A 22,889-nucleotide genomic window follows, 5' to 3' on the forward strand; every position below is an offset into this window, starting at 1 on the left:
CAGCTTCTCGGGAGTGATCCGGTCAGCCGCCAGCGCGTCGAAGGTGAACGCGGGCACTACCGCGACGCGGTACGGATCGGGCATGGGCAACCGTTCCAACTGTGCCCGACGCTCGTCGTAGGGTGCGCCCAGCAGGCTTTCGTCGCCCAGTCGCAGCAGGTCGAACGCGAGGAAGCGGACGTCGACGTCCTCGAACGGCGTGCCGCCGCGGGTGAGCTTGGCGTGTCTGCGGTAGCGGCCACGTCGCTCCTGCAACGCGCCGAAATCGATCTGCCCCGCGTCGTTGTAGACCACGATCTCGCCGTCCAGTACGGCGGAGCGGCCATCCAGGGCTGGGGCAAGCACGCCGGACAGCGAGGGGAACTCGTTGGTGAAGATGATGCCGTTGCGGCTGGTGAGCACAGTGGTCCCATCTGGCGCGACCTGCATACACGCCCGATAGCCGTCCAGCTTGTACTCATAAGTCCACTCCGGACCGGAACGCAACCTGCCCCCGTCCGGTTTGGCCAGCATCGGCGAGATCCACTCCGGCACGAGCGATCGGGCATCCGTACGGTCGACGGCCATCCCGATCACCTCCCCACCATGGCTCACCACGTGCCCCTGACCGTAACCCGTTCGGCCCAACGATGCAGAGTCTGCGCAGGTAGATGCATCAAAAGACAGTGGTGACGACAGTGCCCTTCGGAGGCGGCCAACCTATCTGTCCAAGGCGTCGATGACCGTGACCTGAATGACACACCCCGATGGCGAGGCGAATGGGGTCGGCGGCCGGAAGTGTCGATGCTGGCTGTTCAACACCACGAATCACGGATGTTCAGCGTGACCGACGTTCTGTCATGTCGTACACCGGCCGACCCGCCCCGTTGGCGACCCCGCGGCGGCTGCCGGGAACGACCGCGACCGGTCGGCAGGCCGCGTGATGCGCCTGGGCGTGCCAGTGACCGCACGGCCCGCCCACGTCAGGGTGACGTTGTTCCACGACCGGGCGGACTGGTTGGCGTGCCGGTGCAGGGAGCCCAGCTGCGGGCACTCCAGACTCGCCGTCCGGACGCCAGCGTGGACGCCGTGCCGGCGTCCGAACGTCTGAATGAAGTGGTCGACGACAGGTAAGGAACGAGGACCGAACATGAGCAACGAGAACGTGGAGATCAACGTCTTCGACTCGGGCGCCGGTTACGCGGCGGAAAGCCAGGACGAGCAACGAGTGGCCGAGGTTATCCGGTCGCGTGTACTCCCTGACTCCGATGATGAGTACTACCAGGCGAACGTCAGGATCCGGCGGAGCACCGGCGGGTCTCCTGACCATCTGGTCGTGCATCTGTTGCGCAAGGACATCTATCTGACCGAGACGGTCAGGGTGGACGTGGGAGACGGCTACGAGGTCAACCAGATCACGTGGAGTTACGACGAAAGCCAGGAGGACGAAGACGAGGACCAGGACGGCGATGGGGGAGGCATCCCGTACCAGGGCGGGAACGAGAAGTACGACTTCGTCGTGGCCACACCTGTCCCTCAAATCAAAACCGCGAAGAAACTGGTCGACGACCTACACAAGCTGTTCACCGGGAAAAACTACACGTGCAAGCAACTTGTCGGACCGGAGGCGACGGTCGCCAACTACAAATATTACCTGACCAGCGGCCTCAAGGGATTCGTCAACGTCGGGCACGGTAACCCGTATGGCATCTTTCTTCACGGCGACGCTCCCTTGAGTCACAAATGGTTCAACGGCCTGCCGTCCGGGGCGCTCAAGAAGGTAGTGTTCTTCAACTCGTGCCAAGTGTGCAAGCAGCCGATGCTCGACGCGGTCGCGAAGGCAGGGGCCCGCCCGTACGTCGGGGGGTACGGGAATCTGGCTATCGGCCCGTCCGAGAAAGTCACCTACTGCTTTTGGGAAAAGGTGATGCAGCCGCCCGGGATGGACACCAACGGGATGGGCCGTGCGCTCCTCAGTTGCTGTAAGCAGTACGAGAACGAGGATCCAGGCTCCTTCGTCCTATACGACTTGTTCAACGGAGGTGAGAGGCGTGCGCCACTGCCTCAGGCCATGACGCTCACGTAGACGTTGTCGCCTTCGGTGCGCAGCTCTGGAGCCTAGTCGCCGTTGACCAGGGCGTCGCGTTGGCGGCTTCGCGGGGGGCGGGGCCCGCCGGCGGTGGCTCAGCAGTGCCGAATCACCCCATAGGGTCCGGCGCCGGCCGTAAAGGACAGCTGGACCCCCTCCACCGCGCACCTGGGCAAGTCGTCACCGGATCAGCAACCGCCGCGAACCCACCGGCTGCACCTCAGGCGTCGAGAAGGCGACGGCGTCGGAGCCCTCGAGTTCGCCCCGCCGACGCTGTCAGGTGGCCACTCCGTACGCGGCGACGTCGTGACACTGCTGCACCAGGCCGCCGCCGCGCTGGAAGCCGAGAACCTGCAGCTGGCGGAAAAGCTGCTGTCCGACGCGATCATGCACGGCTACGGGCCAGGCCTTGAGGAGACGCTCGGGATCATCGACTACCAGGACGGCATCGAGTTCGACTTTTAGCAGAGCTCGAACCGCTTCCCCAGGAAGCGCGACACGGTTCGTGCCAGGACCTCCACGGCCCGCGGTTTCAGGTAAGAGGTCGGCGGCGGGGGCCGGGGAGGACGAGGTGGCCTTCGGTGATGAGCATGAAGCGTTGGGTGCCGGGGATGGTGATGTTGAGTACTGCGAGGTGGTCGGTGGTGTGGCGGTGCCAGACCCATGCGGTCAGTCCGGCCTGGTTCAGCTGGTCCAGCAGTATGTCGAGGTGTTCGGTGGGGGTGGTGGGTGCGGGAGTCTCGGTGAAGGTTGTTGGGGTGGTGGGTCCGCTGGTGATGTCGGCGAGGTAGCAGCGGTGTAGGGCGGGGTGGGTGGTCTCTACTTCGCGGTTGCGCAGTAGGTCCTGGTCGCTGTGTTCGGTGAGCAAGCTGTGGCATTGGATGAGTTCGGTCAGGGCGCGTTCGGCGGCGTAGTGGGCCGATACCGATGCTCCGTAGCCGCGCATGCGGGCCGGTTGGCCGGGTGGGGCGGGGGTGTGGGCCCAGAATGCGGGCACGCCGAGGTCGCTGGTCATGTCGATGAGGTGCACGGGTGCGTGTAGTAGGTCCTGCGCTCGGTGGTGTAGCCCGGCGAGTGTGTCGGGCAGGGTGGCTGGTCGGACCACACGGGTGGGTGCGGGGGCGGGGGTGAGGAAGCGGTCGATGAGTAGCAGCGATATCGCGTCGCGCTCGATGATCTCGTTGATCGCGTGCACTGCCGCTTCGACCGGTGTAGTGCCTGCGGCCCATCCGTTGTTGAACGAGTACCGGCGCACTACCCGGTAGTCGTAGCGATCCCCGAGTTCGGCGCGCGTTTGGGTGAGGTGGTCTTTGAGGTAGTGGGGTGTGCAGGCGAAGATCGGAAGGTCACGTTCCACTCCGCTGATGAGGTTGCGGTAGGGCAGGCATCCCAATGGCTGGTTGGGGCCGCGTTCCAGCAAACTCAGTACGGTGTCGGGCGGCAGGCCATGGCCAAGTCCGTGGGCTGGCCGCACTTGGACCGCGGTTGGGGGCGGAAGATGGCTGAGGTGATGTTCGAGTGCCTCGAACATTGCCCCGACCTTGGCTGTGGCTGGGTTGCCTTTGCCGCATCCCAGGCCTTGCTCGACTGGGCGGCCATCCCGCAGCAGCTCGCAAGTGTAGGCGCCGGGCTCGTCGGCGGGGACCGGCCGCACCTGCGCGGTCAACTCCAGCTCTGCGACCGCGGCGCGCGCGTGTCGCTGGGCTTGTTCGATGTCTGCCTCTCGCTCACCGCACTGTGTCCCGCCCATTGACGCCTGCGGTCTTGTGGCTGACGCAGTGAGGGAGCGCGGCGGGGCGAGGGAAGCCGTTTCCGGCGCGGATACAGCCACCACAGGATGCTTCTGCACAACGATCACCAACCAGCTCTCTCAACGGAAGCGGCGGTCGGAGAGCCCCGCTGCAGCCTTGGACGGGCTGTCCGGGGGCCTCCGACCGCCTCCGACCGCTCAGGACTACTGAACGGAAACGAGCTCCTGCTCATCGAGCTCCTTCAACTGCTGCTGTTCCTCCTCGCTCAACATGACCTGCGAGTACTCGTCTTCGTCGAGGACCATGGGAAAACCCATAACGACAGTCCTTTCTCTTCGCGATCCGGCCCACGGATTCTGTGGGCGCCGGCGCCCCGGGGGTCGGGAAGCCTCACACCGGTCTACCCACCGCCCTGTCCACCACGCCGACACCGCCACACCTCACCCCATTGAGCGACAAGTCCCCCAACCCTCACGGAGAGCGCGGACCCCGGCGGTTTGGGGGCAGCGTCGAGGGTCCCGGTGGAGATCCTTTTGGAAGACTCAGCCCGGCTGGTCGGGGGCTTTCACTGATTGCTCCGGTTGTTGGTGAATGGTGGTTGTTTGTCGTGGTGTTGTTGGCGGTGTGGGTTGTGTGGGTGGGTTTGATCGTGGTTTGTGGTGGAGGCGTTGTTGGGCGCGGCCGGTGCGCGTCACCACGCGGTCGCGGCGTACGCGGTGGCCGAGGGCGAGTCAGATCCGATCGCGTCGGTGCTGCGTGTGTTGCCGGGCCCGGATGCTGCGGAGCTCGCGTTGTTGGCTCATGCTCGTCACGCCCATGCCCATGGTGGTCGGATTTTCGTGGTTGGCAGCGCGGATGGCCGTTTCGCGGAACTCGTCGCGTTGGGCCGGCTCGAGTTGCTGGTCTAGGAGGGGCAGCCGGTGTCGGCCAAGCTTGTCGACGTGGTGCACGCGGTGCACCGTGTGCTGCGGCCCGCCGGTGCATCGGTCGACGATTCCACCGGGCTGGATCCGCGTGAGCCGGTGTCCACGATTACCGCAGTCACGTGCCGGACGGAGAAGGTGGAACACCGGCTGGCGGAGTGGGTGGTGACCGGGCTGGCGGCTGGGTTTGCGGCGGCTGCCAGTCAGCGGCTGCTGGACGTACTAGTGCCCCACAGGCGGCGGTGACCGGCTACGTCTGGTGGGGGTTCAGCTCGCGGAGGTGCAGGTCGACGCCAACCGTGGCCACCGGGCTCAGTGCAGCGCAAGGTGCTTGCTCACAGCGTCGGGTTTGCGGACGCGGTTCGGATTTGTTCGATCAGCTGGTCCAGGTCGGGAATCGTGGCCACGTCGACGCCGCGATACACCATCTTGTCCAGATTGGACAAGGCGCGCTGACAGCCCGTTCTAGCGCACCGTGACGGGCTGGCCGTGAGGCGTTGTCACATGCCAGCCACGTCAAATGGACGCGAGCGGAATCTCAAGCACAGCACTCGTCTGAGTGTCCATTCCCGCTCGGCACCGGTACCTACCAGGACGCATTGACGGGGTTTGTGCTGGTTACGCGTGTGAGGGGTGTTCGAGGACGGGATGGTCGTTTCTGCGGGAGCGGTTCACCGCCATCGGCAAAGCTGAGCGCGGTGCCGTCCGGCCTGCTCGGCGCCGGCATCACCGGTCAACTCGGCCTCAGCACGGCTCGGCTGATCAACGAGGGTGGGTAGGTTTTGTCCTTTGGTGCCGGATTCGCAATATGTCCCTAGTGGACTGATTGACTGGGGTGCGAACAGCGAAAGGGTTCTGCAGTCTTGTGGCTCCGCAGCTCGGAGCTGGATCGTGCTGGTTGGTTCACGGTGCGTGTGGAACTGGCACTGTCGGGTGGTGTTTCGTGACCGGACGGTGGGTGTCCGAATACGACGGGGTGGTGGCGTGGGGGGGCGGGTACTCGCGGGTTACGACGGTTTTCCTACACCCGGGAGTTGAGTGTCATGCGCTGCCGTCACGTTGTGACCATTCTGGCCTGCGCGACCGCGCTGGCCGCCACCACGGGCGGTACTGCCGCCGGCGAAACCACCACCGCCCCGGCCGAGGACGTGCCGTGGGCGCTGGTGTCCACCGCCACCGCCAGGTGCTTGGGGATTCCCATCGCGCTGCCGCCGCTGCCGGGCGACCTGGCTGCCATCAAGATCCCCCGCGACCTGGACCGGCTCACCACCAAGAACAGCGGAACCTGCTTGGCCGAGGCCGCGCAGGCCCCTGGCAACCCGATCAAAGCGCTGGTCGATGGACTGAACGCGCTACCACCCGTCACTCCCGCGCGCACCGCCGCCCAGGGCCCATCCCCGGAAATGGTGTCGCTGGCGGGCCGGAGCAACAAGCCCTGCATAGGGCTGCCGGAGAAGGTCAACGTGCAGTCAATCCTCGCGTTGGTCAACGTCGGTGTCCAGGACATCCCCGTCCTGGCCAGCCCCCAGCACCAGCAGTGCGTCAAGGACGCGGTCGACCACCAGCGACAGGTGGGAGGAGACCCCTTGCTGGACGCCATCCACAGGGTGTATCCGTGACCCACGCAGGACCTATCCTTGACCTAGACGGTCCTCAACGGACCACCTGCCGAAGGCACCAGACGAACTGGTTAGCCGCGTTGGCGTCCGGGACCGGCAGCGAGCGGCTTGGTCAACCTCGGCGTTGCGGTTGTCGACGAGGACATTCAGCGGCGGCGGGGTTCTGTCGGTCGGAGAAGGGCGTTTGCCTGGTGCACGATCGCAGACGTGAGTCTCGTGGGCCAAAGCGATGGCAAACAGGCGACACAAGACCCTCGTGGTCTGCGCCCCTTGTCACGACCAGGTCCACACGGGACAACCAGCCGCACCACTCACGCAGTAGTCACTGGAGAGCCGGATGATCGGGAAACCATCAAGTCCGGTTCGGCGGGAGGCCGCGCGGAAAAGGACCAGCCCACAGGCTGGCACCTCGCTGCGCGGCCGACCCATCCGCCTGACTGTTCGGCTACCACCGACTCAACATCCGCTACGACCGCTACGCCAACCACTTCTGCGCCTTCCTCACCCTCGCCGCCACACCCACCTGCTACAAGAAACTCCGAAAAGCAGCCACATGAGACAAGCTCTTAGTCCGGTAAAGGAACCGGGTTCTCCCGCGCCGAACGTGCGGCGCTGCAGGAGCGGCTGCAACAGCTGGAGCGGGTGACGCATCCGTTCGCCACCACTCCGCCCCGTGAGGACGTCGCCCGCGCACGGTGGGTCGAGCCGGTCCTGGTCGGGGAAGTCGAGTACCGCCAATTCACCCGTGGCGACGGGCGATTGCGGCACGCCAGCTGGCGCGGGCTGCGCGACGACCGCGATGTCACGGAGGTCGTCACACCCCGAGCCATACCTGCGTCTGCGGCGCCACGTCCGACCGCCCAGCCGGTACGGCCACCGAAACGGGTCACCGTGCAGGTCGGCGACCGGCGTCTTGCCGTGTCGAACCTGGAGAAAGTGCTGTACCCGGCCGTCGGGTTCACCAAGGCGCACGTGATCAGCTACTACACGCAGGTCGCGCCGGTCCTGCTTCCGCACGTGGCGGGCCGTCCTATCACGACGATCAGATTTCCCGACGGTGTTGAGGGTGAGCGGTTCTTCGAGAAGAACGTCCCCCGTGGGGCACCATCCTGGTTGCCCACCGCGCGGCTCCCGAGCAGTGGGTCCCGCGGTAGCGGCGACACGGTCACGTACCCGTTGTTCGACGAGCTGGCCGCGCTGGTGTGGGCGGCCAACCTCGCCGCGCTGGAACTGCATGTGCCCCAATGGACGGTGGGCGCTCGTGGGCAGCGAGAGTTGCCGGATCGGCTGGTGTTCGACCTCGATCCGGGCCCGGGAACCACGGTGGTCGAGTGCGCCAGGGTCGCCGAGCGGCTCTACGACGTCCTCGTTGACGACGGGCTCACGCCTGTGGCGAAACGAGTGGTTCCAAGGGGATGCAGATCTATGCCGCTGTCCGGACCCGCACCGCCGAACGAACATCGGCCTACGCGAAGGCGGTCGCGCTCCGGTTCGCCGCCGAGACACCAGGACTGATCACCGCGAAGATGACCAAGTCCCTGCGGCCGGGAAAGGTGTTCATCGACTGGAGCCAGAACAACCCGTCGAAGACAACCGTGGCACCGTACTCGCTGCGTGGCCGCGACCACCCCACCGTGTCCACCCCAGTCACCTGGGACGAGGTCCGGGCCTGCACCCAACCGGCCGACCTGACCTTCACCTCCGACCACGTCATCGACCGTGTCACCGAATTCGGTGACCTGTTCGCCACGCTCACCACGACCCGCACACCCCTGCTTACCTGACGTTCCGCCACCTACGGCCGAATACCGAGCAAGGCCGCACCGGGTGCCGACGAGCAGGTACGGCGCGCTGGCGGTGATCGCCTGACTCTCGCGACAACCTGCTCACCTGGGATCGTGCGCTCGGCGAGCGAGCTCCGCTGCGTAGGCGTTGCCGCTGGGATCGGCCAGTGCGGTCCACCGGACCGCACTGGTGATCGACAGACCGAGCAGGTCGGCCAGCACCTTGGCGGGCAACACGGCGGCGTTGTCGAGCAACGCGGTGTTGCGGCCGACCCGGCCAGGCAGGCCCACGGCGCTGAGCCGCTTGCCCAAGGCGAGAGGATGTAGTGCCTGGCCGGGCAGACCGCCGGGAAACAGCCACCGATGGTTGACGGTATGGCCGAGCGAGGCCCTGCCACGCCGAGTACGGACCAACTCGAGCAGCAACGTATCGAGAGGACTGGGCACGGTCAACGGTGCACGGCCAAGCATCAACCGCACCTGACCATCGACCTGGCTGACCTGATCGGTGGTAAGACGCACGATCCGCGAGATCGGCTGGCCGTACAGCACGACCAGCAGCCCGGCGACCCGGTCGGCGGTCGCGAGGGTGTCATCGTGCAGCAGCCGGCGGGCCAAGCCCCAGCGCGTGCCGTCGTCGGTGAACACCGCCCGCCGCGACGACCCGGGCGGGGTAGGGATCACCAGCCGAGTGGTGAACCCGCGGGCAGAGCACCAAGCAACGAACTGGCGAGCACGAAAGGGCATGCGGACTCGTCAAAGGCTGCACCAGCAACGACCTCACCACCCTGTGCATGGGCCAGGACCATGCCGGCCAAGCGGCGTTTCTTACCGTGCTGGTCGCGGTCATCGCTCGCCAGACCAGCCACCACCACACCGCCCGTTCCTACCGCGTCTGCCTGCTCAACGCCGGCCATCTCGGCCAGACCTTCACCCTCGCCGCCACCGCCCTGGGCCTGGGCCCCTTCCAGCTCGCCGCCTACCACGACACGGACCTCACCGACCGCCTCGGCCTCGACGGCATCACCCACGCTCCACTACACCTGCTCGGCGCAGGAACACCCACCGACAACCCCAACCCTTACGCACAGGCAGCAGGCCTCGACGCCTTCCGCCGGACCACAATCTGACCAAGCCAACCCCAGACGACAACACGCCCACGACCGTCGCGGTTTCAGGGCCAAGTCCGCCTTGGCAGGCACGGGAACCTCCCGCGTCGGCTGCGCCCGGAGCACCAGCGCAGGCGGCCACAGAGTACTCAGATCTCGGCCTAGAGGCGCAGAAAGGGCATGAACGCCGGGATAGTGGAAGCTAAGACACGCTCGTGTAGGTCCAGCTAACCATGCTGATCACGATGCGGCGCGCAGAAAATTGGCGAGGTTGTATTGGGAAACCTTGGGACGACAACCAGATCCGCTTGCGGGCACACGAACAGCCAAACAGCTGATGATGCAGACCTAGATGAGCAGCAGTCCACGCCCTGGTCGGTCAATCGGTTAGTCCTGAACCCTGGCTACAACCGGAGCTCCTGTCCACCCTGTGCCCCAGCGATAGTCGTCTGCGAGGTGAGCGGGCCCGGATGCGACGAGGATCGGGGGCGACCCCGGGCCCGGGGCACTCCTCGTCCCGCCGCATCCACCTCTGCAAGTGCCGGGTGTTTCACCCGGTCGCAGGGCGCGTTGGGGGTCGGCTGCCAGTGGTCTTGGGCATGCTTGTGGGGATGGATTGGGCGTGCTGGAAGACGTTGCCGCTGTGGAAGGTGGCTTTGACCTTCACCAGCTTGGCGAAGTTCGTGTCGCCGTAGTAGAGCTGCCACCAAGCGGGCACTGTGCCGAGGGGGGCGGGCAGGTCGGCGTCGAGGTAGTTGACGAAGCAGCCGTCGGTGTCCACGGTGCCCGGTTTGTCGTTGCAGGCGGCCGGAATGCCGCCGGTGCCAGCGTAGACCTGACTGTATGCCTTGCGCAGCCACTGGATGTGGGCTTCGTCCTCGGCCGGGTCGGCCCAGAGGGTGAAGTACTGCGCTTTGATCACCGAATCGCGGTGCGGCGTGGCGGTGGCGCCCTTGGCGGTGGCGTTGACCTTGCCGCCGTAGGTGTCCAGGGAGACGCGGGCTCCGTCGGCGCCCTTGCCCGCTGCGGCGAAAACGGTGACCAGCGCGCTGATCTGGTCACTGTTGAGTCGGCGGTGGTAGGCGGACTTGTAGTCGGCCCGCCGGTCCCAGGTGCCCTGGCCCAACTGGTGGGTGGCGTTGAGCCACGGCAGGGGTGACATGGCGTCGATCGTCTGGGGCGTGGGGGCGCCGACGGTGAGGACGGAGGCGAGGAACTCCTTGAGCACATCCCGGGCCGCTCGTAGCCGTTCGGGGGTGTGGTCGTCGATGGCGACCTGGGTGGTCAGGTGGATGGCCCTGGCGTGGGTGTCGAGCCGGGGAAAGACGCGGAACAGGGCGAACAGGTCGTTGCGTGTCCCGGCGTCGTGGGCGGAGTTGTGCTCGCACCATTCGCTGAAGCGTCGCAGCATCGTGCGCAGTTGCGCCCCGTCGGTGCCCAGCTTGTCCCACGTGAGGACGATGTCGTGCAACAGCACCTGCCGCGGGGCCCGGGGGAGCAAGGTTCCAGCCGGCGCCGCGGGCGTGCGCAGCAGGTAGCGGGTCACGACCCCGAAGTTCCCGCCGCCACCCCCGGTGTGGGCCCACCATAGGTCGCGGTCAGCCCCGGTGTTGTCCCGGGTGACCACCCGGATCTCGCCGTCCGCGGTCACTACCTCGACACCGTGCAGGTGGTCGACCGTCAGCCCGTTGCGTCGCGAGAGCAGCCCGTAGCCGCCTCCGACGATGTGGCCGCCCGCTCCCACCGTCGCGCAGGACCCGCCCGGGATGGTGACGCCCCAACCGCGGTGCAGCTTGAGGTAGACATCCCACAGGCTCTGCCCCGAGTCCACCGCGATGCACCCGGTGGTCGGGTCGTGGGCGACCTGGCGCAGCAGGCCCAGGTCGATGACCGCTCGGACACCGCGGTTGAAGACGTGGTCCTCGTAGCAGTGGCCTCCGCTGCGGACCGTGAACCGCGTCTTGGCGCCGACGAGCCGCTTGACGCAGTCGGCGACCTCGGTGGCGTTCCTGGGCAGGTACACCGCGTCCGGGGTGCCGACGAACCGCAGGTTGTTGCCCTGCACCAGGTCTGGGTAGCGCACATCGTTGCTCGTGATCGATTCGACCGCCATGGTTCCATCCAACTGGGCGCAGACCCGCACCCGAGGGTGAACCCATGTCGACAACGGGGGAATCCTGTCCTCGTCCGTGTGCCGATCCGTTCCACGCTGCGTTCGACCCGCACAGCGGAAAACATGGCGAGAGCCAAACGATCTTCTTGGCCCTCCCGCCGTATGCTGCTACGGCACCTCACCACGCAGACGCCAGCACCGCCGCGTCGATCGTGATGGAGATTCGCCATGGCCCAGAAATGTCTTAGTGCAGCTCGTTGATGACCTGGACGGCACCGCGTCCGAGGACATCACGACCGTCACCTTCGGACTCGACGGCGCGACCTACGAGGATCCCCAGCAATGTCATCGACGCGTTCGAAGCGGCACATGCCAGCAACGGCAGGCGGAGGAAGCAGTGACCGCGCGGCCATGCCACCGTCCTGCGTGTCAGCGCCGATCAAGAACCTAGGCCGCTGCGGCTCGCCTGCGAGTCCAGCCCGCACTTGGGGCCTTGGCCTGCAGAGTGATCGCGCCTGCGCCGAGTGCTTCACTTTCTGAGTCCACCTAGGACTTCGCACCGCCAGCTCTGGTGAGCTGTCACATGCCTCGTCCGCGTCGCCCAAATTCATGGAGGCTGCATCCGAGGCCAGGGCCCGGCTGACTGGTGTTTCCACACTGGCGCCTCGTGGTCATAGGCCGTTTCCGGTTGCCTGCGCGGTGATGTTGCGAGTGCACGGGCGGGCTTGGGTCAGTCGCTGCTGCCGCGCACAGCAGTACATCCCGTCCGGAGTTGACGCCAGGTGACTGACGGCCACGGACTCGGCTTGCCCCAGGACGTCGTAGCGACATGACATGTTTTGCCGAGACCGGCTTGAAAGTGGACAAATATTTCCACTTCAACGTTCGCTATCCCATGATCAAAGCCCTGGTGTGACAGCGGGAAGCGGGATTTCGGTTCATATCACGTCTGGATGAATGATCGAGTATGACGCGGTAAAGCCGATCATGGACGGACCGCTGGTCGAACCGAAAGTGTCACCGTGAAGTGGCAGCGTGAGATGCATTCTCTTTCGAGTGCTCAACGGTCCGGCGGGTTTTCGCGGGATTCGACGGGCAACCCCTTCCTGACGTGACCGGCGCAGAGCGGGTGCGCGCCGGGATGCCCACGAATGGGAAGGATAATTGATCATGTCGACCGTCGCTGTTGCTGAAATTGAGACTGGTGCGCCACGTACGACTCCGGTGGACGTGCTGGATATCGGGGAAGTTGAAGCCACGGTGTCCTGTGAGCTCATGGATAACATCATGCCGGTTTTCCCGGTGAAATCCAGTGAGCGGGTCATGGTGATTCAGGATTCCAGCGGTGAGCCGGTGGTGTTCTCCTTGGATCCTGAGAAGCGCCTGCGGATACGTCGGTTCATTCCCGGTTCTCCCGGATGGCAAGTTTCGGAAATACTGCAAGACGTCATCGACTTTGACATTGAACAATCTCAGGATGGGCGGGTCTCGGCGGTCTTTTTGACGGGGACCTCTGAGGTTGGTCTTATGTCGGGGGGCCGCACGATTCAGGTGGCGGACTGGTTCGACCCGAGCTCCGTAGATTTTGGCAAACTGAAAAACGAGATGTGGCAAAAGTCGTTCGTAGACGGCTGGTTGGGGCAGCGGGTGAAAATGAACATTCTCGGTGCTGCTGCGGGAAGAGGAGAAAGAGGAGCTCCGCTGGAAGGGCCGGACCTGCCTTTCATCGTCGCCCTCGGGAAGTCCGCCAATAAATGGGGGGCGTATGCCACCATCGGGCGTTCTCTCGGGACTAACCATTACGTGAATTTGCCGGAGGAGCTCGCTGAATCCGACCTCATGCCGACATTCGATGTCGGCTATGTGGGTAGGGACAGGCGTACCGTCTGGATGGCGGCGCCAGGACACGGGAAAATATACTACGGCCAGATGGACCGCCCCGATGACCAGGTCGAGATGAGGGAAGTCCAGGTGGAGTGGGATGAAAACTCTCCTGGTCGGGCGACAAAGTTCCACCAGTTGGCGGTCGGGGCGGTTCCCGCACCTGTACTCGCTGGCCCGGGGGATCGGCCGCCTGCGCCGGGCAGAGTCGATCTCGGACCCAACATCTACGTCGTGACCGACAGGGGCATCGCCATGTTCCCGAGTGGACGTGGGCTCATGATCAGGCTGAACATGGTGGCGGAAGGGCACAGGTTCGCCGAAACGCACAGTTCGACCGCGGCAGACGGCACGATGCCGGAAGTGCGCGAACTCGCGGTTCTCGAACGACACGGAGACGAGGCCGCCCATGTTTCCCTGTGGGCTCTGTGCGCGGGAAATCGATTGTTCTGCATCCGAGGTGAATCAGACCCGAATCAGTATCAGAGCCCGGAATGGGGGCAGCCACTCCTTTTCTCCAGCCGAGTAGAGCATGTGCAGTCGTGCCACAATACGCGGTGGTCCTCGGACGAAGTGTTCGTAGTGGAGAAGACCAGCGAGACCGACCCCGGCACCACTGTCCACTACTGGCAGGATCCGATTTCCGGACACTGGAGCCGCCGCGGCGGACAGGCCATCTCGACTCCTCCGGAAAATGACCCGGAAAACCGGTGGACGAGCGGTGAACAGAGGGACCGGCGCAGGGAATACGTTCATACCTACACCTCGCACATCCAGCTCCATAGGAAGGATGGTGCCCCGCTGGCCAATGCCCGGTTGGCAATCCGCTCCTCCGAGTGGGTCTATGGCGTCGCCAACGGTGAAGCACACTCCTTCGGCCCAGACAATTCCGTTGAGATCCGTACCGACGACATGGGGACGCTCACCGTCATGGCCGAGGCCGTCGGGATCAACAGTCCTGAGCTGTGGCTATGCTCTGGTGATTTCCCGGGGGAAACACTACGGGTACGGCCCGACGGCAACGCACACCGCAAGCTCTACCAGCCAGGAGCGCTGCGCGACGCCGAGATCGACCAAACGCCGCAAACCAAGGACATCGGCGATCGGATCCTGCCGACGCTGTTGACGGCCGCGAAGAAGAAGATTCCGGACAACGACGGTGGGTACGTTTTCGCGTCGGTCGAGTCACGGGAACTCTGTGCCTCCGGGGACAACCCCGCGTACGCTGCCTTGCACTTGGAGGGCTTCCCCTCCGATCGCTGCGGATTCGAAGTTGGGGTCGGTGAGAATGGCACGGCGTACCTGATTCCACAGGCTCGACCTGGCCATGATGATTTCTACGGTTTCGGTATCAGTTGGGATTTTCTGTCTCCCGTCGGAGACGGGCTACAAGCGGTGGGCGCCGAGATAGCCGATCTTTACCACAAAGCAGAGCAGGCCGTCGGATTCGTCTTCGAGAAAGTCGGAGAGGCGATCAACTTCGCTGTCTCCATCGCGGGCAAGGTGATCACCTTCGCTCTGGAAACCGCTCTCGATGTGTTGAAAGCCGTCAACTCGGTGCTCAGCGCCATCGGGCTCGACATCAGGAAGCTCACCCGGTGGCTGGGACACGCGCTCGGCTGGAAAGACATCCGCAAGGTCCAGAAGTTCATGGCAAAACTGCTGGACGAAGGCTTGTCTCAATCCTATGACTTCTCTGAGAAGCTCATCGAAAAGGCCAAAAAGGAGACTGGCAAATTTCTCCGCACCTTGCGCGGCCAATTGAAGGACCGTAAACCGCAAGCTCACCGGGGCATGCCATCGATGGATCCCCGTCATTCCCTCGCATTGTCGACCCCCGCTTTCGGAATGGTGAAATATCACATCGGTCATGGTGATCTCGCGGAGGGAGCGAACGAAGAAGTCGATAACGAGAAAAAGTCGCCGCCACCTTACAAGGAGGAGCTTCTGGATGCTCTGATTGACACCGGCAAGGATCTGGCGGATGCAATGCAAAAACTAGTCGGTGTGACGATCGAGAGTATCAACTCGGATCCGGCGGAAACGTCGAAAAAACTACAGGGCCTCCTTCTCGATAGTGCGGACACACTGATCAAAGACGACGAGAAGTTGATCAACGCGCTGCTCGATGGTGTCCTCAGTTTCGTGAAGGACCTGTGTGACATGCGGAACGAATCCGCGGATGCGCTCATTCCAGGGCTGGCCGAGATCTACCGGCTGAGCACGTACCTGTTCAACGAGAAGGAAGACGACCAGGATAGCCCCACAATCCTGAATTGCCTCAGCCTGCTACTCGCCATTCCCTATGTGGAACTCAACCGGGCCCTCGGCAACGATTGCTTCCCCCTCAGTGACGACGAGGCCAGGGAGATCGAGAAGAACGTCTTCCGGGACGCGTTCAACTTCCTGGCCGATGACGAACGGGGCACAACCACGATCGCCCGGCCCGGTTCGCCGGAGGGTGACACCGCAGGGGCTCAGTGGACGGCAGCGGAGCTGCTTGGGAAGTCGATATGGCCGATGGCCAGCGGCGTCCTGGGGATCATAGGAGGGATGTTTTCGACGTATATCAGTGCGAATAGCCCGAACGTAGTCAAGGGGTCTAAGGGAGTCGGCAAGGGAGTTAAACGGATTCCGTACTTCATCGCCGGGTCGAGGCTGATCGTATCAGTCCCACCGCTGATCTTCGAATGGAAGAACAGGGACACGGCCAGCAACGTGCTGTCTGCGGGGATGCTCGGCTTGCGAGCTGTGATGTACGCCATCAGGTCCTATTTCTCCCTGGGGCAGGAAAATAAGTCTCCTCTGAAGAAGGCTCGTTTGCGCGTAGTCACGGAAGGTGTTCCGGCACTCGTCCAGCTTATTGTCAATTCAGTCGATATGATCGAAGACTGGGATGAGATAAAAAGTCCGAAGATGCAAGGGAAGTACATTGCCACGTGGGCGGTGTGGGTGAGGGGGACCGGGGGAACCGTGTTCCATGTCATAGGAGAAAATCCAGAGACCGCGATGGTGAAGCCGATCGGTATCGCGCTGAAGATGCAGGCGGATCTGACGGTGCTCATCGGCGCCATAATGGGAGTATTGGAGGACGCGCTCAACACGCCGGGGGCTGAGGACTGATCCCGAAGTGCGACCTCGCTCCGGCTCGGGCTCGATCTCCTGGCGTCAGGACCCGAGCACGAGCCGGAGCCCTGAACATGTCGAGCCCTTCATCAGTGCCTGTTCCCTATTCCAGATGGACCGGGCCAGCGACGTCGAGATCGTCGCCTGTTCGCGGCCTGCCGTTCGGCTCGGAACCGGCTGATCGTGCTGCTGTCCCGTGTCGGGTTGCGCCGCGCGGGGAGACGGTGGGTGTTCGACGCAGCGATCTGCACTTGCTGCCGACAACAGCGCCCTGGGCTGTGATATCGAGGGCGCCCACGTTCGGCACGTTGTCTCCGCTTAGTTCTCGTGTTGTGATTGGCACGGAAGGGGCTGGCGGCCTGGGAGTTTGGGCCTTGCGCTGCGTCGTGTGGTGTTTCTATCGTGACCGCTCGTGATCTTGAGTTTCTTCTCGTCGCAAGGCTGGCGGACCTGGGACGTCGAGTACCGGCCGGTGATCCCGGAGGGAATGCCGTTCCTGGTCGATGATGATCTGTTGTTCGAGGACAGTCCGTCCGCGCCGCGGCCGTCGTCGGTGGTGAACCGGCGGTTGAGGGAGCTTCCCGCGAGCGGGGCACCCGCGCCGAGTTCGTGGGAGAACTACGGTCAAGTACCTGGAGCCGGACTTCGTCGACCTGTTTCGCAACGGGTTGCGGGGCCTGGCGCCGGACGGCACCGCGGATACCGGGTTCTCGGGGCGGGAGATGACCCGCAACGCCGCGATCGGCGACCTCGCGCTGGCGACAGGGTTGCGGCTAGGCGAGTTCACGCGAGACCTTCCTCGGCCAACTCGGCAAAACCCGCGCCACCGAACGCGCCCGCCTACAAGCCGACCACGACCGCGCAGTCCGGGGCATCACCAGCATCGACACCGCCACCGGATCCACCGCAACCGAGGACAGTCATGAGAATCACCGCCGCTCAACGCATCCACAACGAGAACCGCGTCCGCGCCGCCATGGATCGGCTCCTGCGCGGCGACATCCCGCCCGGCGGCCGCTGCGACATCAAGACCCTCGCCGCCGAAGCCGACGTCGACCGCACCGCCTTCTACGGCACCCGCCCCTACGCCCACCTTCGCGTCGAGTTCGAACGACGCCTGCAAACCCTCTAACACGCCCGGCGACCGCCCAGACCCGCGCGACGCCCAGATCGACCGCCTCAAGAACGAGGCCACCGCGCTCAAGCAGCGTCTCGCCCAGTCAGTCAGCACGATCGACGAACTTACCGACTTCCGAACCCACGCACTCGCCCAACTCGCCGCCCAACACGACGAGATCACCCGCCTCCGCCGACATGTCGATGACACGGCCCACGTCCACCGGCTGGTGACCGGTTCCGGTGGCACGGGGCTATCAGCCACAAGGGAACACCGATGGTCAGTCACGAGCGACACGCGCCACCCCGGTTTACGCGCACGAGGAGAGATAGTGCCTGAACGCCTCCTGCCCGTCCGGGACGAAGTGCCACTTTTGCACGGCGTCCCGCAACTCAGGTTCGGTCAGCCACCCGTGCCAGGCGATCTCCTGAGGATCAGGCGCAATCTCGCCGCTAACGACAGCCTCGTGCACACCAAGCCAATACGGGCTGATCACACCACGGCACAGGAACTTGCACACCAGCCGCACCGGCGCATCAACACCCAGCTCCTCACGCAGTTCCCGCGCCGCAGCCACCCCATAGGACTCCTCGACGCCGACAGCCCCACCGAACATCACGTCGTACTTGCCGGGGAATCGAGACAACCCCTCAACCCGCCGATACACCAAGACCCGCCGATGCTGATCACGGCAGACCGTCGTCGCGATGCGGTGCAGCCAACCATGGCGGATAGCCTCATCTCGCTCCACCACCCCCAGAACACGATCCTGCTCGTCGACCCGTTCCACCAGTTCGCCCACGCCGCATACGATCCCAGAGCCGAGCACGAAGGGGTGACGTCCTCGCCAGATTGGCCATCTCACCCATGGCCGGCGACAAGCATCGCAACCACGAAGCCCAGTGAGCTACATCACCTTTAAGCACGTGGAATACAACACTCCGCGCTGGCCACGGCACGAACGCCGCACATACATACGGTCCGCTCAATAACCACACGGACTCATCCGCACATGTCCTCTGCGGACACAAGCCACTCGTTCGCGAGCAATCTCGCCGACGCCGGGGCCGCGCTGGATGAGATTCAGCGGCTGATGGGTCACGCCAGTTGCCAGCTGGAGAAGAAGCCGCTCGTGCCGCGCCTGTCGCAGTCCACTGTTTTCCCCGTCGAGGGGCCCTCTCTGCACCCTAGGCCGCTGCGGGATCCGACCGGTCACGCTGCTCACTCGCGCCGCTCACTCGAGGTCAACAGCCACTGGCAGGCTGACATGGGCATTCAGGGCATCATCGCGGGCACGAGGCAGTGGCGGGCGCACATGGCGCGAGTGAAGGCGCTCCCGCCGGACGACCAGATCGTCTACCAGGAGATGCAGAAGTACCTGTTCAAGGTCGGACCGGTCGACCTCCTTGACGGGCAGTTGCTCCCCGGGCTCGTCGACTTCTTCGAGGAAAGGGGTCGCGGCCCGGCAAGGGGAGTCCTGGAACTCCTCGATGACGACGTCGCTGCCTTCTGCGATGACCTGATCAAGGACTCGCGCGCCCACGTGGACGTCTGCCAGGAGTCGATCAGCGGGCGACCGGGTGCGGCCGGGAAGTAGGTGGCCTGCCCTTTTGTGCACGAACAGTCTACGTGGAGGCACATTCCCCGCTGTCGTCGATAGCCTGGCCCGTAGTGCTGGGGGTCGATCCGAGCAGGGAGGCGGAAAATGCGCCGTGGATTACGGACGCTGTGCCTGGCAACGGTTGTGGCTACGACACTGTCCGGTGTACATGGAACGGGCGCCGACGCGGCTCCCACGGGCCCACTGTCCGCAGGGGAACAGTTGGGCGTCAACCACTTCACGCTGGGCTTCGGTTTTCCCGGTAACGGAACGGACGCGCTGGCAGGCAGCGGGATGGTCCCGCACGGAGCGTTCGCGTCTCCGCCAGGCCGCAGCCTCCGCTTCTTCGACGGCGCGAATTCCCAGCGGGCAGGCGCGTATGACATCGCAGTGAAGAACCAGGACGCCCAGCGCCCGGAACAGATCACCCACGTTGTCGCCAGCAAGGCGCCCGCGATGGGTGACTCGTTCGACGGCAGCGCGTTATGGTTGGGGCACAGCAGGTTTCGCAACGGTGGAGCACCACCGGTCGGCTCGGACAGCCCACCCGTGACCGGGACGCCGGCCAGCGGCACGGCCGGGCCCGCGGAGACCGGCACCGATGTGCGGGCTGAGGATTCGCGGCTGCTGGCCATCCCGGTGCAGACCAACCAGGTGACGACCAGGAACCTGCTTGTCTCCGCACAGGTCTACACCCCCTCGCACGCCGGGACGTCCCTGTACGGGATCAGACCGCAGCCTTATCTGGCCCGCGAGGGTGGCGGTAGCCAGTGGGGCCTCACGGACGTCGGCGGCCTGGGCGCGCACCAAGTCAACCTGTCCGGCGTGCTCGACCAGTGGGCGTTGCTGCAGGTGCGCGCCGACATCACCACGAACGGTGGGACGCTGCCCGACCCGTCTGACGACACCGGGCGGGCGAGGTTCAGGTACTTCCTGAACGGCGACCAGGTCGGCTCCGCGGTCGACGTGGACTTCCGGCCAGGCACCATGCGCGATCCGCGCAACACCGGTCCGGTGTTGTTCAGCCCTGGTTTCGGGCTGATGCGGGGCTGGCAGGGGGACGCGCCGGAGGTGTTCCTCGACGACATCGCGGTGGACTCGATCGTGCAGCCCGGTGGTGCGTTCCGGATCACGTCGCCCGCACCCGGCGCGACCATCGGTGGGCCCACCGTGTTGCGGGTGTCCGGCGCGACGGGCACTGTCGAGTATCTGCTCAACGGCAAGCCGATGTACGCCGACGGTGAGCTGATCCCGCCCCGGCCCGGCCCGGTGCACGATCTGCGCTGGCAAACCGCCAACTGGTACAACGGAACCGTCACCGTCGAGGCGGTCATGCGGGACTCGTCCGGCCAGGTCACCGGCCGTACCGCGGCTGTCCCGTTCAAGATCGCGAACGAGACACCGGGGATCGGCATGTCCGACGTCACGCTGGTGTCGCCGGATCCGGCCACGACACTGAGCGGGGACAAGGTCCCGTGGACGGTGCGCACCGATCACACCATCGGGCAAGGGCAGAACCACATCTGGCACTTCTATGTGGACGGCAAGTACCTGACGCAGGTGTTCGCGGGCGGGAACGAGTTCACCTACCTGCTCGACACAACCAAGCTGCGCAACGGCAAGCACGAGTTGTTCTTCGTGCTGGAACTCGAAGACTCCGAACTCAAACCTTTCCGAGCGCTCGGCGCCGCCCAAGTCACGGTCAACGTCGACAACGGCCACACCCTGATGGATCTGCGGTCGCAGTACAAGGACGTTTTCCTCATCCCGCAGGAAACACAGCAGCTGCAAGCGTCCCAGGTCTACACCGACGGCGCGTCCACCGACGTCAGCGCGTCGTTCAGCAGTTCCGACCCGGCAGTCGCCTCGGTGTCACCGTCTGGTCTCATCACCGCGCACAAGCCAGGTTTCGCTGACGTCACCGCGACCCACAACGGCCTCAGCACGGTCACCCAGGTGACCGTGCGCGATCGCCACGATGCCCCACATTTCACCAAGAACGGGAAGATCGTCACCGAGTATCAGCCGGGCTCGACGTTCATGCGGACCATGTTCCGACTCGACGCCGCGGAGATCACCAGTCCGCGCAACCCTGGCCTCGGCAAGCTGGCGCAGCAGGCCGGTGTCAACACGATGACCACCGGCTTCTACCAAAACCCGCTCCACAACGGCGGGGTGCGGGATTTCGACCTGTGGGCGCAGAGCATGCGAAAGTTCCACGACAAAATCAGCGAAGTAGCGTCCGACAACAACATGAGCCTGTATCTGACCGGGGACGATATCGCGCAGACCAAGGCGGCGATGGCCGACAGCGTGTGCTCGGGCCCGAAGTGCGCGCAACCGACCTCCCAGGCGAAGATCCAATACGCCGTGAACTGGGCTGCGACGACCGGGCGGACGATCGGCATCGACATGGTCGACGAGGTCACCGGCTGGTGGGGCGATACACCAACACCGACTGACAAACGATGGGAGACGTCCAAGCCCCCGGTTGCGGACGGCGCGTTCGCGGACCTGATGAAGATCATGGGACCCGCCAAGACCCGCCCGCGGATCACGTGGTCAGTAACGGGAATCGCCAAGGTGGACGCCGTGCGGAACTGGACCGGCAACCCGGCCTTCTCCGACTACAACGGGATCTATCACGACATACCGACAACGCGTACGACCTACCCGTCGGGCATATCGACCTATGAGTACATCCAAGGTATCGACGTCGGGACCATCGGCCGACGCGACGCCTTCCTGCGCAACACCCCCAGCATCCTGCTTGTCGGCACAGGCGGCGCGTTCTACACCAAACGCGGCCCGGGCAACCACTACACCGCCGGTCAGGACTTGTTGCAGCGCTCAGGCGTGCGCCCGGCGTCAGTGGCTGCGGGAATCGCGTACGCCGCGATCCGCGGCATGTCTGGCGTACGAGCCTATGAATTCGACTCCACATTTTGGAAAGACCACCGCGCCACCGCGGCCGTCGGCACACCCGACCTGGAAACCGGTGCCGCGCCGAACGGAGTCGGAGCGGCGCGCTGGCGAGCGATGTCCGACGCGTTCAACGTGGTCGCCGGACTGGAGCCGTATCTGTTGCAACCGCAGGCCAACGCGATCGACCTGGGCGACTCCGTCCGCACAGGCGCCAAACGCGGCCCCACCGGCAACGCGCTGATCGCGGTGAACATCTCCGAAGTCCCCCAACAGGTCAACCCCAGCCTGACCCAGTACCAGACCGGCAAACCCATCACCCGGACCCGATTGGTCGGCGACTCCAAGGTCATCAGCGAGACGATCCCCGCCAACGCGGCGGAATCACTGACCCTGGAGCCCGGCGAAGCGGTTTTCTGGACCTTCCCCCGCTGAACGCCGGAACCGGGAACGTCGAACTACCAGGTTGCGCCAATGCCCGCGCACGTCCAGCGCACCCAGTAGGTGCGGTCGGTGTGCTGCTCGCGCTGCGGGGGTGTTGACGCGGTCGCGGAAGGGGGACGACGCGCACAGCCCGCTGGCGTTCGCGCTGGCGGGCTGTTCGGCGTTCTGGCCGCCTCGCTGTGATCTGCTCGTCCGCACCGAGCTGGACCTCCACTACGTCAGCGACCTGGAACGCGGTGCCCGGCCCGACCGGGTACCGGCCCTGCGAGTGCGTGACACCCTGTTCTGACCGCGTGGGCGCGGGGCAGCGGCACGTACAGCACACCGGCCGACCAGTTCAACGCCGATCCCGACCAGCCGGACACGGTGTTCGACAGACGCCCCTGCGCGGAATGTCAACCACCCACACCGCTGTGCGGACAGCTTCGGCTA

General features: G+C 64.8%; 17 protein-coding genes and 4 pseudogenes. 16 read left to right on the forward strand and 5 right to left on the reverse strand.

Annotated elements, in window-relative coordinates; translation table 11 throughout:
* The coding region (locus ALI144C_RS06780) for an ATP-dependent DNA ligase (RefSeq protein ID WP_441297538.1) at positions 1–567 on the reverse strand (567 nt) is incomplete at its 3' end.
* Between the two features lie 562 nt (positions 568–1,129).
* Here ALI144C_RS06780 and ALI144C_RS06785 point away from each other — a divergent pair.
* A complete protein-coding gene (locus ALI144C_RS06785) occupies positions 1,130–2,065 on the forward strand; it encodes a hypothetical protein (RefSeq protein ID WP_076986159.1) in 936 nt (311 codons plus the stop codon).
* A 309-nt stretch (positions 2,066–2,374) separates the two neighbouring features.
* Entirely contained in the window at positions 2,375–2,533 is a 159-nt protein-coding gene (locus ALI144C_RS55315) for a hypothetical protein (protein ID WP_168211191.1), read from the forward strand.
* 67 nt (positions 2,534–2,600) lie between these two features.
* Here the strand turns inward: ALI144C_RS55315 and ALI144C_RS06790 are convergent, their stop codons facing one another.
* Positions 2,601–3,926: a YcaO-like family protein gene (locus tag ALI144C_RS06790; RefSeq protein ID WP_143230464.1), complete on the reverse strand. Its 1,326-nt coding sequence runs from the start codon at positions 3,924–3,926 to the stop codon at positions 2,601–2,603.
* A gap of 552 nt (positions 3,927–4,478) precedes the next feature.
* Here ALI144C_RS06790 and ALI144C_RS06795 point away from each other — a divergent pair.
* The 7 genes and pseudogenes from ALI144C_RS06795 (at position 4,479) to ligD (ending at position 8,145) form a co-directional block, all read left to right on the forward strand.
* A complete protein-coding gene (locus ALI144C_RS06795; protein ID WP_076986161.1) occupies positions 4,479–4,727 on the forward strand; it encodes a hypothetical protein in 249 nt (82 codons plus the stop codon).
* A gap of 12 nt (positions 4,728–4,739) precedes the next feature.
* Complete coding sequence (locus ALI144C_RS06800; RefSeq protein WP_076986162.1) at positions 4,740–4,988, forward strand: hypothetical protein; 249 nt, start codon at positions 4,740–4,742, stop codon at positions 4,986–4,988.
* Between the two features lie 815 nt (positions 4,989–5,803).
* On the forward strand, positions 5,804–6,361 hold the full coding sequence (locus ALI144C_RS06805; RefSeq protein ID WP_076986163.1) for a hypothetical protein: 558 nt from the start codon (positions 5,804–5,806) through the stop codon (positions 6,359–6,361).
* A gap of 217 nt (positions 6,362–6,578) precedes the next feature.
* A pseudogene (locus tag ALI144C_RS58920) lies at positions 6,579–6,683 on the forward strand (HNH endonuclease); the annotation flags it as partial.
* Positions 6,684–6,798: 115 nt separating this feature from the next.
* Positions 6,799–6,918: pseudogene (locus tag ALI144C_RS56605) on the forward strand (IS5/IS1182 family transposase); the annotation flags it as partial.
* Between the two features lie 76 nt (positions 6,919–6,994).
* A pseudogene (locus ALI144C_RS57270) lies at positions 6,995–7,099 on the forward strand (non-homologous end-joining DNA ligase); the annotation flags it as partial.
* 153 nt (positions 7,100–7,252) lie between these two features.
* A pseudogene (gene ligD / locus ALI144C_RS06820) lies at positions 7,253–8,145 on the forward strand (non-homologous end-joining DNA ligase).
* A 102-nt stretch (positions 8,146–8,247) separates the two neighbouring features.
* On the opposite strand, the gene ALI144C_RS06825 reads toward ligD, so the two are convergent.
* Entirely contained in the window at positions 8,248–8,829 is a 582-nt protein-coding gene (locus ALI144C_RS06825) for a hypothetical protein (RefSeq protein ID WP_143230465.1), read from the reverse strand.
* 110 nt (positions 8,830–8,939) lie between these two features.
* Here ALI144C_RS06825 and ALI144C_RS06830 point away from each other — a divergent pair, with 110 nt between their 5' ends.
* Entirely contained in the window at positions 8,940–9,275 is a 336-nt protein-coding gene (locus ALI144C_RS06830; RefSeq protein ID WP_076986165.1) for a nitroreductase family protein, read from the forward strand.
* Between the two features lie 529 nt (positions 9,276–9,804).
* Here the strand turns inward: ALI144C_RS06830 and ALI144C_RS06835 are convergent.
* Complete coding sequence (locus ALI144C_RS06835) at positions 9,805–11,367, reverse strand: FAD-dependent oxidoreductase (RefSeq protein WP_083752791.1); 1,563 nt, start codon at positions 11,365–11,367, stop codon at positions 9,805–9,807.
* 247 nt (positions 11,368–11,614) lie between these two features.
* Here ALI144C_RS06835 and ALI144C_RS58925 point away from each other — a divergent pair, with 247 nt between their 5' ends.
* The 3 genes from ALI144C_RS58925 (at position 11,615) to ALI144C_RS56610 (ending at position 17,506) form a co-directional block, all read left to right on the forward strand.
* Entirely contained in the window at positions 11,615–11,818 is a 204-nt protein-coding gene (locus tag ALI144C_RS58925) for an Lsr2 dimerization domain-containing protein (RefSeq protein ID WP_076986166.1), read from the forward strand.
* A 719-nt stretch (positions 11,819–12,537) separates the two neighbouring features.
* A complete protein-coding gene (locus tag ALI144C_RS06845; RefSeq protein WP_143230466.1) occupies positions 12,538–16,371 on the forward strand; it encodes a hypothetical protein in 3,834 nt (1,277 codons plus the stop codon).
* A gap of 925 nt (positions 16,372–17,296) precedes the next feature.
* The gene (locus ALI144C_RS56610) at positions 17,297–17,506 is read left to right on the forward strand and encodes a hypothetical protein (RefSeq protein WP_202818873.1); all 210 of its coding nucleotides are present in this window, start codon (positions 17,297–17,299) and stop codon (positions 17,504–17,506) included.
* Positions 17,507–17,801: 295 nt separating this feature from the next.
* Here the strand turns inward: ALI144C_RS56610 and ALI144C_RS06855 are convergent, their stop codons facing one another.
* On the reverse strand, positions 17,802–18,293 hold the full coding sequence (locus ALI144C_RS06855) for an NUDIX hydrolase (protein WP_076986291.1): 492 nt from the start codon (positions 18,291–18,293) through the stop codon (positions 17,802–17,804).
* A gap of 210 nt (positions 18,294–18,503) precedes the next feature.
* On the opposite strand from ALI144C_RS06855, the gene ALI144C_RS57275 reads away from it, so the two are divergent.
* The 3 genes from ALI144C_RS57275 to ALI144C_RS06870 all read left to right on the forward strand — a co-directional run bounded on the left by ALI144C_RS57275 (position 18,504) and on the right by ALI144C_RS06870 (position 22,746).
* Positions 18,504–19,088, forward strand: a complete 585-nt coding sequence (locus ALI144C_RS57275) for a DUF1048 domain-containing protein (RefSeq protein ID WP_237774019.1) — start codon at positions 18,504–18,506, stop codon at positions 19,086–19,088.
* A gap of 108 nt (positions 19,089–19,196) precedes the next feature.
* A complete protein-coding gene (locus tag ALI144C_RS06865) occupies positions 19,197–22,448 on the forward strand; it encodes an Ig-like domain-containing protein (RefSeq protein WP_083752793.1) in 3,252 nt (1,083 codons plus the stop codon).
* Positions 22,449–22,548: 100 nt separating this feature from the next.
* On the forward strand, positions 22,549–22,746 hold the full coding sequence (locus ALI144C_RS06870; protein WP_076986169.1) for a hypothetical protein: 198 nt from the start codon (positions 22,549–22,551) through the stop codon (positions 22,744–22,746).
* Positions 22,747–22,889: the final 143 nt, after the last annotated feature.

The organism is Actinosynnema sp. ALI-1.44 (assembly GCF_001984155.1).
Classification (GTDB): Bacteria; Actinomycetota; Actinomycetes; order Mycobacteriales; family Pseudonocardiaceae; genus Kibdelosporangium.